This is a genomic window from Acetobacterium sp. (assembly GCF_030652775.1).
Lineage (GTDB): Bacteria > Bacillota > Clostridia > Eubacteriales > Eubacteriaceae > Acetobacterium.
Genome location: NZ_JAUSPS010000018.1, coordinates 1 through 11,886, shown reverse-complemented (window position 1 = coordinate 11,886; position 11,886 = coordinate 1). Strand labels below are relative to the sequence as shown.

Annotated in this window: 12 protein-coding genes and 1 riboswitch; all 12 genes read right to left on the bottom strand. The window is 47.1% G+C overall.

The features are described from left to right. Positions 1-148 precede the first annotated feature (148 nt). A complete protein-coding gene (locus Q7J41_RS03725) occupies positions 149-991 on the bottom strand; it encodes a hypothetical protein (RefSeq protein WP_304885370.1) in 843 nt (280 codons plus the stop codon). Positions 992-1,040: 49 nt separating this feature from the next. Then, positions 1,041-1,805, bottom strand: coding sequence for a creatininase family protein (locus Q7J41_RS03720; RefSeq protein ID WP_304885368.1), 765 nt, complete (start codon positions 1,803-1,805; stop codon positions 1,041-1,043). 97 nt (positions 1,806-1,902) lie between these two features. After that, positions 1,903-2,616, bottom strand: coding sequence for a type 1 glutamine amidotransferase (locus Q7J41_RS03715; protein ID WP_304885366.1), 714 nt, complete (start codon positions 2,614-2,616; stop codon positions 1,903-1,905). A gap of 486 nt (positions 2,617-3,102) precedes the next feature. Further along, a riboswitch (cobalamin riboswitch) is annotated at positions 3,103-3,288 on the bottom strand. Between the two features lie 50 nt (positions 3,289-3,338). Further along, complete coding sequence (gene cbiT / locus Q7J41_RS03710; protein WP_304885365.1) at positions 3,339-3,917, bottom strand: precorrin-6Y C5,15-methyltransferase (decarboxylating) subunit CbiT; 579 nt, start codon at positions 3,915-3,917, stop codon at positions 3,339-3,341. Continuing rightward, positions 3,910-4,536, bottom strand: a complete 627-nt coding sequence (gene cbiE / locus Q7J41_RS03705; protein WP_304885363.1) for a precorrin-6y C5,15-methyltransferase (decarboxylating) subunit CbiE — start codon at positions 4,534-4,536, stop codon at positions 3,910-3,912. The genes cbiT and cbiE overlap by 8 nt, the downstream gene beginning before the upstream one ends. Beyond that, on the bottom strand, positions 4,524-5,669 hold the full coding sequence (gene cbiD, locus Q7J41_RS03700; protein ID WP_304885361.1) for a cobalt-precorrin-5B (C(1))-methyltransferase CbiD: 1,146 nt from the start codon (positions 5,667-5,669) through the stop codon (positions 4,524-4,526). Before cbiD ends, cbiE begins: the two co-directional genes overlap by 13 nt. A 12-nt stretch (positions 5,670-5,681) precedes the next feature. Beyond that, a complete protein-coding gene (gene cobI / locus Q7J41_RS03695) occupies positions 5,682-6,410 on the bottom strand; it encodes a precorrin-2 C(20)-methyltransferase (protein WP_304885360.1) in 729 nt (242 codons plus the stop codon). Positions 6,411-6,415: 5 nt separating this feature from the next. Then, positions 6,416-7,045 (bottom strand): precorrin-8X methylmutase, encoded by a 630-nt coding sequence (locus Q7J41_RS03690; RefSeq protein ID WP_304885359.1) that lies wholly within the window; start codon positions 7,043-7,045, stop codon positions 6,416-6,418. Between the two features lie 62 nt (positions 7,046-7,107). Continuing rightward, positions 7,108-7,992, bottom strand: coding sequence for a GHMP kinase (locus Q7J41_RS03685; RefSeq protein WP_304885358.1), 885 nt, complete (start codon positions 7,990-7,992; stop codon positions 7,108-7,110). After that, positions 7,989-9,353: a cobyrinate a,c-diamide synthase gene (locus Q7J41_RS03680; protein WP_304885356.1), complete on the bottom strand. Its 1,365-nt coding sequence runs from the start codon at positions 9,351-9,353 to the stop codon at positions 7,989-7,991. Before Q7J41_RS03680 ends, Q7J41_RS03685 begins: the two co-directional genes overlap by 4 nt. Before the next feature lie 81 nt (positions 9,354-9,434). Continuing rightward, positions 9,435-10,712 carry a heme ABC transporter ATP-binding protein gene (locus Q7J41_RS03675; RefSeq protein WP_304885354.1) on the bottom strand — a complete coding sequence of 426 codons (1,278 nt, stop codon included), beginning with the start codon at positions 10,710-10,712 and terminating at the stop codon, positions 9,435-9,437. Position 10,713: 1 nt separating this feature from the next. Then, entirely contained in the window at positions 10,714-11,745 is a 1,032-nt protein-coding gene (locus tag Q7J41_RS03670; RefSeq protein WP_304885352.1) for an iron ABC transporter permease, read from the bottom strand. Between the last annotated feature and the right edge of the window lie 141 nt (positions 11,746-11,886).

The window sequence follows — 11,886 nt, the reverse complement described above, 5'->3', positions numbered from 1 at the left end:
TGTTGTACGCATCGGAGCGGACACGGCAGAGCCTGTCCGATTCCGCGGCGAACAACAGATTAACAATTGGTCGGTACGGTAGTTTATCGACAACCTCAAACTCCCAGTCGCGTGACTGGGAGTTTTTCTGCGTTACAGCTATTAAGTTCTACTCCACGCTCCAGGCTTCCACATTAGGGATGGTATATTCCTGACCGGCATCAGTGGTGTAAGTGTAGAGGTATTCAACAGTACCCCAGACCGTTACCATTTGGCCTTCAACCAAAGGCGATTCTCCTGAGTTTAAACGGTAGTAGACCTGCACCATCTGATTGGGATCGTCATTTAAATCCATGATAAAATCACAGAAATATTGCTGATTTTCAAAATTTTCATAAATTTGATAAACCCGTCCCGTCATTTTGACCTTCTTGCCGGTTTCATTTTTGGCCGCTTCAAGTATTTCGGCATAAGATAATTCTGCGGTCTGGGCTTTGAATGGATCCAATCGGGCCTTTCTCTGAACAGTGGTCTCGTTGAAGTAACCCATGTCAAAATTACCCTTGTAAATCACCTCGCCATAATAGTTGTAAAGCGTACCCTGTCCATCATAACGATTATCGGTATAGTTACCGTCATATAAGAGTATCTTATCGAGGTATTCTTGTCCCTGTCCATTTAGAAGATCATTCTGGTAGTTTCCTTCCTGCATGAACCCATCTTCCCAAACGGTTTCTCCCATGCCCTGAAAATGGCCTTGTTCCCATGCGCCTTCATAGGTCCAGGCGACTTCATCCTCGTTGGAAACGGTAAAGACACCAGTGCCCTGGGGCAAACCTTTGACCAATTGACCGGTATAGGTGCCGGTTTTCTCGCCAAATGACAAGGTCAAAGTGATTTCCTGATTTTTTACCGACTCAGACTTATTACCAAAAATCCCCGGGATCAGCGAACAGCCTGACAGGAATAGGGCTAAACCAACAGCTGCCAGTACCAACATTAACTTTTTCATGATTGACCACCTTTTTTCTTTTTATCAAATCTTTTCGTAAACCTAAAAATTAATACTTCCAACCCCGCTGATTCATCTCTTCAATAGCGCTGGCAACCAGATCAACAAAGATCTCCAACATCTGCTCGCCTTTTTCAATGCTGGCTTTGGTGGGATCACCAGTGGCTCCGGTGCCGGTGAGTTCCTTGATATCCCAGATAATATCCACCTTTTCATTGATCTTAATGACGTTTTCCGGTACCTGGGATACCGCATCTTCCAAATTCACCAGTTCCGGCCGCAAGGCCATCATAATCGAGGTTTCGCCTTCACCACCGTGTCCCAGTCCATTCCAGACCTCAAAACGATCACCCATAATCGGGCCGACCTTGGTCCACCAATCTGGCAGATACAGAAATTTAGCCTCCCGATGGCGATTCTTGACCTTATGGGCGGCAATTTCCAATGCCGGGATATTGCCGTCGTGGCCATTTAAAATATAAATGTGTTTGATGCCGTTGTTAATAAGACTTTCGAAGATATCTTCGGCAATGGCAATTTCCGTTTCATAGCGCAGCGTAATCGACATCGGGTAACGGTTATAATGAATCGATGTGCCAAAGGGTACACAGGGCAGCACCACCACATTGTCCAGCTTCTGCGCCACTCGTTTGGCCACCTCTGATGGCACGAAAAAATCCGGCCCCAGGCAGCAATGCCAGCCATGGCTCTCGCAGGATCCAAAGGTCACAATCGCAGTGACTTGATCGGCCTTTTTTAACATCTCCTGAACTTCCAGTGCGGTCATTTCGTTAAGCATTACCTTTTTCATCATACAATTCCTTTCAAACAAAAAGTTTCTTCAATCAATTCTTCCTGATTTATATTTACCCAATTTTTCACCAGTCATTTGTTGTGAAAGCTAATTTTTATTAAATCCAGCCTTCCTCAGTCAGCTGTTTGAGCTGGTCCAGAAACGCTGCCATCCAGTGATTGTCCTGACGGATATATTCCGGGTGGGCCAGAACTTCTTCCGGTAACTGCACGTAATCACCAGGAATCATTTCATCACCGCAGTTTTTGATCAGATCTTCGATAATCGGCAAGGTGTTTTCCAGGTGAAACTGAAAGCCAAAAACTCTTTGTTGGTAGACGAAGGCCTGCTTTTTACAGGCGGCGCTGGCAGCAATGACCGTGGCTGCCTCAGGCAGCTCGACAAAGGTATCGCCGTGCCAGTGAAAGACCACCGGTTGATCCGGGAAAAATGCAAACAGTGCCGACGCTTTGGCTTTTTCAGAAAAGGAAATCGGAAACCAGCCGATTTCTTTTTGTTTGTTTTGAATGACCTTCCCGCCGATGACATCGGCAATCAACTGGCTGCCCAGGCACATACCGATGACCACCTTATCGGCTTCAATGGCGGCTTTGATCAATGCTTTTTCGGCTTTCAGCCAAGGGTATTGATCCACTTCATAAATGTTCATCGGCCCCCCCATAACCACCAGCCAGTCAAATGCGTTCACATCCGGCAGCGCTTCATCATTATACAATTGCGTTGCGGTAACAATCGCCTTATTGGCTTTTGCCCATTCCAGAATACTGCCGGGATTTTCAAAGGGGACATGCTGTAAATAGTGAATTTTCATCGGCGACCTTCCTATCTGATTATTTATAAATATCTTTGTTTTTTATGCAAGTATACCATTTTAGGGACAATTTAAAAATCTTTTTAAATTGGGAAGACAAACCGCACCAATAAAAAAAGCGCATCCGAAATCGAATGCACTTCTTTTATTGTTGCTCAAATTTTTGGCCAGAAAAATCTAAGCAGAAATGAGGAATAATATTCTATCAAAAATGTAAATTAATGAAAGCAAGGTAAATTCGGGGATGTCACACACCATCCCCGAGGAAGGGCATTAAATACTGACTTGGAGATGTCCTTCTATTCGAAGAGATTCTACTATTGGCTAGGAGAAATTAACCAACTCCCAAGAATCACACACTTCCTGGGTTCGCTTCCGGTCGCTGACGGCTAGAAAACGAAAAAAATCCTTCTCCAATGGAGAAGGAAAAAGAATCATACTTACAAATTTAAATATAATGCTCTTACATTCCTCTAAATCGGAGGTTTTTAAGAAATCACTACAAACAGGTCTTCTGGCTCAACAATCAACTTTCCATCTCCCTTCCCGCTAATTTCTTAACAGTGGTTATGAGACGGTCCTCATGTTTTACAGCTGCGATTACAGCAAAGGATTTACACCTTTTTCCCTTGAATATAGGACAAGTTCACTATTTAACTGAGTTCATTCTACACCAGGTTGTACTTCTTGTCAATAGCCTTTTGCCCCTTTAAATAGTAAATTTAATTGACATCCCCGGTGATAATAAAAATCGGGTTGGCGGCCTTCAACATCGTTAATCCGCCGATGCCTTCGCCTCGGCTGATACCCACCTGAACCAGTTCCACACTGTCAAAATACTGGTTCATCAGGGTGGTGGCCTGGGCGGCATTCTCCAGGGTAACAAAGTTGGCAATCACCCGGCCGCCGGGGCGGGTATTGGCTTTGCACCACTGAAAGAGACCTTCCATATTGCCGCCGGATCCGCCGATGATGACCCGATCCACGGGCTCTTTAATTTCGGTCAGCGCCTCTGGTGCTTTACCGCAAATAATTACGACATGGTCGGCCTTAAAATGTTCTTTGTTTTTTTGCACCAGCTCCAGCGCCGTTTCTTTGGCTTCCACGGCGTAGACCTTACCCTGATCGGCGGCATAGGCGGCTTCCATGGTGAGACCACCAGTGCCAGCGCCAATATCTACGACCACATCACCAGGGTTTATTCCCAGCAACGAAATGGTGAGGATGCGGATTTCTCGTTTGGTCATCGGCGCCTTCCCCCGAATATAGGCGTCATCCTTATATCCTGCAATCTTACTCATTGATTACCACCACTACTGCCAGTCCTTCCTCCTGATAGGTCAGGGCTTCCGCCACGGTTAAGCGGGTTATCTTTTCGTTGGGATAGGATAGCTCCTCCCCGACATAAAGAATGCTGTTCTCACAACCGGCCGATTGGAGAATCCCGGCAATAAATGCGGTATTATTATTTTTGTCAGTGAGAATTCCCAGCTTTTTATTTTCAGCCAGGGCTGCCGCTAAATCCTGATCGCGACCATGAAGGCTGACCAGCTTGGCATCGTCCCAGCTGATCGCCAGTTTGGCAAAAAAATACTGCAGCGAACTGATCCCGGGGATACAGACAATGTCCTTTTCCGGCACCACTTTTTTGGCATAGGTCAGGAGACTGTAAAAGCCGCAATCGCCGGAAACAACCAGCGCGGTTTTTCGGCTCTGGTAGCCCTTAGCAACCTTTTCCATCAGCTCACTGAGTGGGGTTCCCTTGCCGATAAAGAGCATTTCTTTACCGCTGATATCAAAGCTTTCGGCATGGCGGGTGCCACAGAGGATCACTTCCGCCGCAGCAATTTCTTTTAATGCGATCGGTAATATATAATCCGGATGTCCCGGGCCCAGTCCAATAATTTTTAATGGGTACATAATCGTTTCCTCAACTCTTCTGCGTCTTTACTTTGTCCTAAAAAGCCATGGATCTTGGAAAACAGAACTACTTCCATTGCAATGGTTCCGTAAACCCGGTCGGTGACCTTTTTCTTTACGACCTCGGCCAAATGATTAAAATAGTCTGGTAAATTTTCAGCCAAGATGATATCAGTGGCTTCATCGGTGGTTTTGGCGGCCATTATTTTTGCCATGGTTTCCCGGGTTGCCCCGAGTAAACCGGCATGGGCAGTCAAAATTTCCATCCGGCCGTCGGCAACGCTGCTGTGGGTATTAAAAATTCCCCCGGCCACTTTGACCAGTTTGCCCAGATGACCGATCAGCAAAATTTTCTCAAAGCCCATCCGTTCGGCCTCATCCAGCATAAAGCCCATAAAATTGCTGGTCTTCACCAGCACATTTTCATCCAGCCCCAATTCGTCTGAGAAATCTTTCCCATAATTACCGGGGACAAAGATGATTTCTTTAAAGCCTCGGGCCTGGAGCACCGAGAGCTCCAGTTTTAGCGAAGCCTTGAGAGCATCTTCACTCATCGGTTCGACAATCCCCGAGGTGCCGATAATCGACAGCCCGCCGGCAATGCCCAGCTTGGGATTAAAGGTTCGCCGGGCCAGTTCCACGCCCTGGGGAATCGACAATTCCACCCGCCAGCCTTTGGGTAAATCTGACCGCTGTCGTACCGCGTCAGAATTCAAAATCGTGTTAATCTCATGGGCAATCATTTCTCTGGGGGTCGGATTAATCGCCGGTTCACCGGGTGGAATACTGAGTCCCACCGAGGTTACGGTGCCAACGCCAATGCCGGCGGCAAATGCGATCCCGGCCTGATCAGATGGCGTGACTTTCGCAAAAATCTTGACGCCATTGGTCACATCCGGATCATCTCCCGAGTCTTTGACGACTGAACAGGAGGCTTCATTTTCTGAAAAAATCTGATCGTGCAGCACCAGATCCAGCGTCCAGCCCTTCGGCGTACTTATTTCAATGGTTTCCCATTTCTGCTGATTTAAAAACATTAACAGTGCCGCCTTGGTTGCGGCCGTGGCACAGGAACCGGTGGTATAGCCGTAGCGTAGTTCCTTACCATTTTTCTCGATGGTTTTATTTAACATCGTTTACCTCCCTTACTGAAGGGGATAATTCTTTTTGATTAATAAGGTTGATAAGTAAGGGATCTTACCTTTTAACACATCAATATCCCGGACTACCTGCTGGGTTTCCATGCCGATATTGGATACCAGCACAAAGCTTTTTTCCAGTCCGCGGGCTTCCAGTTCTTCGGCCATCCAGGCATTGTTGGCAGATATTTTCATCACCACAATGTTCTTGTGGGCATCCAGGATCGCCCGGATTTCTTCCACCGGCTGAGTCATCGCCACAATCCCCAAAGATTCTTCGCCCTGGGTCAGCGGAATGTTCAGTTGTGCGCCGAGATTACAGAATGACGGCACTCCTGACAGGGTTATCACTTCAATATCTCGTTTTAGCAAATATTCCATCACATAAGAATAGGTACTGAAGACCATTGGATCGCCCAGGGTAATAAAGGCAACATCCTTACCCTGATTGAGCAGCACTTCAATTTCATCGGCATTCTCTTGCCATTGTTTCTGTAACACTTCCCGCTCCTGAGACAGGGAAATCATGGGAAAATTCATTTCGATAACCTTGGACAGATCGGAAATATGACTTTTGACAATTTCAAAGGCCACACTGGTGCTGCCCATTTTTTTCACCGGGGTAATTACCATATCACAGGCATCTAAAACCTTAGCGGCTTTAACAGTGAGCAGATCGGGATCGCCGGGACCAACCCCGATGCCATAAAAAACTCCTTTTTTTACTGCACTCATCGTCATTACCATTCCCTTCCCAGTTGATAAAGCATGGCGTTAAGAATCGCTGCCACCACCGGGCTGCCGCCTTTTCGTCCGTTGATCCGGATGATCGGGCTGTCGATCTGATCCAAGGCTTCCTTGGATTCGGCTGCCCCGACAAAACCAATCGGTGCGCCAATAATCAGGGCTGGTTTGGTATTACCCAATTTGACCTGTTCAATCAGGGTATATAAAGCGGTGGGGGCATTACCGATGGCAAAAATACCGACGCTGTCGTCCTTCAAGGCTTTTTCCATGCTAACCGTAGAACGGGTCACGCCCCGTTCTTTGGCTTCGGCGGCCACATCGGCGTCGTGGACAAAATTGACAATTTCAATGCCATGATCAGCCAGGGCTTTTTTATTAACGGCGACCTGAATCATCCGGGTGTCAGCATAAATCTTCTTACCCTGTTTCAGAGCTGCCATCCCGCTTTCATAACCATTGTTCAAAATTTCCAGTAAATCCGCATATTCAAAATCAGCGGTGGTATGAATAATCCGTTTGACCATCGGGGCAATCGCTTCCGGGAACACCTTATCGCCCATTTCGGCGGTGATAATCTCAAAACTGCGCTCTTCAATTTCTCGGGGGTTGTTAATATATTCCATTTTTTCTCACTTTCTTGAATGCATTTTTTGTTTTTATTTCTGGTTAAATCAATATTTTATGATTACACCTCGTCGGTGGTAATTTTTATTCCGCCCGGTATCAGGCGATTTTGATATAGCTCGGCGTAGACCGCTTCGGGAACATATTTTTTGAATGCTTTGAGGAACCCCTCTTCCTGAAAATCGCTCTTGTCATACATAATCCCAATCACGGTACCGCTATGGCCGATGACAGTTCCCAGCCCGCCAAAATCACAGGACAGACTGATCAGGCAATCCAGATAGTTCTTTTTTAAGCGTTTTTGGTTAAGGATAGCGCTCTTGGTACAGGCGGCGCCAATGTCCTTAAGACTTTTGGTGCGAACCCCTTTTCCGAATTGAGTGACAATTTCGGCAAAGGTATCTAAGTCATCTGAGGAATAGTCGTCCTGGGTTTCATTAAAGCTCATCGTATCAATACCGCCATGAAAATCAATGATCAGGATATCCGCTTCCACGGTGCCATCGAATTCCTTTAATACCGAACCACTGATGTGATTAAAAAGGTTCAAACGCTCAAACATCAGATTATCGGACGGCTCAATGCCAGTGCAGAGCGAACCGATATCCCCGGGGGTCAGTTCCAAGCTAAAATAAGCAGAAAGACCGGCAGCCATTCCGGCGATATCGGCGGTGCTGCTGGCCATCCCCTTTTCCAATGGAATGTCGCTACTCATAGTAAAATGCAAATGCTTTTTTTCCGCCTGGGGAATCGCAAAGCGCCGGAAAATTTCAGCTACTTGTTTTTGAGTTTTGGGTTTTAACGTATCCAGATTCCCCGGACCTTCGGTGATGATAATCCGGGAATACCGGTCAATCGGGCTAGATACTAGACAAGGACTGCCATCATACCAGCCCTGAATATATTCGCCGCAGGTTCCCGGGGTTTCGACTCTGACCCGCCTCATGCCTGCCCCGCTTTATGCTCCAGGACGGCATTTAAGAGACTGGTTAAAAACAGAGGGTTGCTGTAAAAATGAATATGAGGATAGCCGGCCAGGACATTTTTCTGACGGTACCCGCAGGTCCAGGTTTTGCCATTTTTTGTGATCACATAGGCGGTGGGCAAGGTCTCGGCGGTAGAAACCAGACTGTGATGAAATTCATGTCCGCGAACTGCGATGGTTTTGCCACCAAAATAGGCATCAATATTAACATAGCCAAACCGCTGTAGCCGTTTGGTCATTTTAGAATCGGCAGCGAAAAAGCCCACGGCCGGATTTGTTTCGCCGCTGTTTAAGGTCATCGAGTTGGTCAGATACATCAGACCGCCGCACTCTGCATAACAGGGTAGCCCGGCTTCCAGTTTATCTTTGATATCGGCGATCATCGCCGTGTTGGCCGCCAGCTCGGCGCCGAAAATTTCGGGAAAGCCCCCGCCGATATATAAACCATCGAGATGCTCTGGTAAAGCAGCATCATTCAAGGGACTAAATTCGACCACTTCCACCCCGGCGTTGGCCAGAGCCATAAAATTGTCATCATAGTAAAAATTAAAGGCCCGGTCTTTGGGTACGCCGATCCGCAGCCCCTGATATTTGTCAGCTGCACCTGAAAAGGGATCCACAAAGGCACTCACCACTTGGTCATGCTGACTGATTTCCCATAATTTATCCAGATCAATATAGGCTTCGGCCAGTTCCCCGGCCTTATCCACCTTGTCCCGAAAATCGGCGATCTCTTCGACCGGAACCAGTCCCAGATGACGGCTGTCCATGACGATGTCGGGATTATTAGGAAAGTATCCCAGGCAGGTCACATCGTTATAGGCTTCAATCATTTCTTTTAATAAAGAATAATGGGATTCCGATGAAATCCGATTAATGATCACCCCGGCAATCTTGGTGTTTGGATCAAAGTCCACATAGCCTTTTACCAGCGCCGCGGCACTTTTAGCCATGCCCCGGCCATCGATGATCAAAATCACCGGGGCCCCGATGGTTTTGGCCAGATAGGCACTGCTGCCGACGTCCGATTCCAGACTATGACCGTCATAGAGACCCATGACCCCTTCGGCAATCCCCAGCTCATTTTCATCCAGCCGTCTAAAAAAGAGGCCCCGGATCGTTTCTTCGTCCAGCATCCAGGTATCCAGATTAATCGACGGTTCGCCAGTTACAAAACGATGAAACATCGGGTCAATGTAATCCGGTCCGGTTTTAAAGGGTTTTACCCGCAGACCCCGTTTCTTGAAGGCCGCCATAATACCCATGGTGACGGTTGTTTTTCCGACATTGCTGCTGGTTCCAGCCAACATAAAATAATTCATAATTCTGCCTCCTTTTTTAATGACACGATCTATCTTAGCAATTTCGCAAAGCGGCTACCAACATGCCAACCCCTTGCCAAACTATATTTCTTTAATTAGGGTCAATGCTTTGATTATTTCGATAAATTCCTGATGGTCACTGATTTCATTGACCGCCTTTTTCTTTTTAATGGCCTCAAGGCGCTTTTTCAGCTCACCTTCAGTAAAATCATTGTTCAGACAATTCCGGTGGAAATAAATCTCACCGTTCAGATTTTCTAACCCGATCAGGTTATTGATATTGCCGTGGCCAAAGGGCAGATCGGAAATCAAAATCAGGTCACTCTCAGCCATCACGGTCAGGTTCTCGGCCTGTTTTTCGCTGCTGATGGCGGTAAATGGGCTTTCTTCAATCATCGGTATCCCCAGCACATCACAGATGATCCAGTCGTCACTGCCCTGGTTGACCACCCCGGCGGTAACCTGATGACCCATGGCCTCCAGTTCTTCTAACACCTGGGAAGCTTTGTTGCCACCACAGATGACATGAATCCGCAAACTGCGATAGTCTTCCGATTCTTTAATCACCCGGAGCGGAATGATCTCCGGTTTTCCAAACAGCTTATTCTCCTGAATAAACATTTTCATCTCATAGACTTTTTTGAGATTGGCTTCGGTGATCACATCTTTGGGGGTGCCGTCCACAACCACCCGGCCGTCTTTCATTAAAATCAGCCGGTTGCAGTAACGCGCCGCCAGATTAATATCATGAAGCACCGCCACCACCGTCATCGATTTTTTCAGATTGAGATTGCGAATCAACTCCATCACTTCAATCTGGTGGTGAATATCCAGCGCCGATGTCGGTTCATCCAAAAGAATGATATCCGGTTCCTGGGCAATCGCCCGGGCAATAATCACCCGCTGTTTTTCACCGCCGCTGAGATTATTGTACAGCCGTTTTCTAAAATTAAGGGTCTTGGTGGCCCGCATCGCCTCAGTCACAATCGCATAATCATTCTGACTTTCCTTGATTCGATAACTCAGATAGGGGTTTCGTCCCATCAGGACGATGTCCTCGACGGTAAAATCATAGTCGATATCAAAGGACTGGGGCACCACTGCAATCATTTGAGCCCGTTCCCGTTGGGTATAGCTGGTGTTGTCCTTTTCTTCCAGAGTAATAACCCCGGATTTCACCGGCAGCAATCCCGATAAACATTTTAACAGGGTTGACTTCCCGGTGCCGTTGGGACCGATCAGTCCGACAAACTCGCCCTGGCAGATGGTGGCGTTAAATCCCTGCAGGATATCTTTTTCGCCATAGCCGGATACCACATCCTTGAAATCCAGCATGATTCTTGGCATTAACCGTTCCATATCAGGCACCCCCTTGCTTGCGTTTTCTCAAGAGATAGACAAAGAAGGGTCCCCCGAAGGCGGCGGTGATAATCCCCACCGGGATTTCCTGTCCGGCCACCGTTCGAGCCAGGGTATCGCATAGAATCAGAAATGCCCCGCCAAAGAGCAGTGAAAAAGGAATCAAAACCCGGTGTTTAGGACCGGTTACCAACCGGACAATATGGGGTACCACCAGTCCCACAAACCCGATGATCCCGGTAACCGAGACCACCGCAGCGGTAAGCAGCGATGAGGTAATCAGAATTTTCTTTTTCAAACGCTCGGTATCCACTCCCAGCTGGGTTGCGGTTTCCTCGCCCAACAACATAATATCCAGCTCCCGAACTGATGTCAGCATCACAATCCCGCCGACAATAACATAGGGTAGCACGATTAAAACCTGGCCCCAACCTTTGCCATTTAAACTGCCCATAATCCAGAACATAATCTGGGTCATTTCTTCCTGATTGAAAATCATCAGCAGATACATAATCGCACTGATCGTTTGCCCAATGGCGATGCCACTGAGTAGCAGCGTCGCTACCGGAACCTTACGGCCGACTCGGGAAATATTATAAACCACCAGAATCGATGTAAATGATCCGACAAATGCTAAAATGGCCGTGCCATTCATCCCAAACAAACTGCTGGAAAAATTCATCACAATGCCAATCGTCGCCCCCAGAGCCGCCCCGGAGGATACCCCTAAAATATAGGGATCGGCCATAGGATTTTTAAAGATGCCCTGATAGGCAGCACCGCAGATGGCCAGCACCCCACCGGTAATAAAAGCCAGAATAATCCGCGGCAGTCGGACATTCCAGATAATGGCGATAGCCCCGTCACTGATATTCTCCATGCCTAAATCGATATGAAAAATCTGATCCAGTAAAATTTTATTGGCATCCCAAAAAGAAATGGATGCGACGCCCAATAAGGTACAGACGTAAATGATGATGACACAAATTACAATCGATATGATGATACTATATTTTTTGACTCTATTTTTCATTATTTCTCCAATTAATTGTTTTGTCTGTTCACCCCCTGGGTCTCTCACTTAAGAAAACCAGGGGGCGAACAGCATTCGCCCCATTTAATACCGACTTATTTAGTGAATATTTCCGGATAAATACTTTCAGCAATCAGCGCC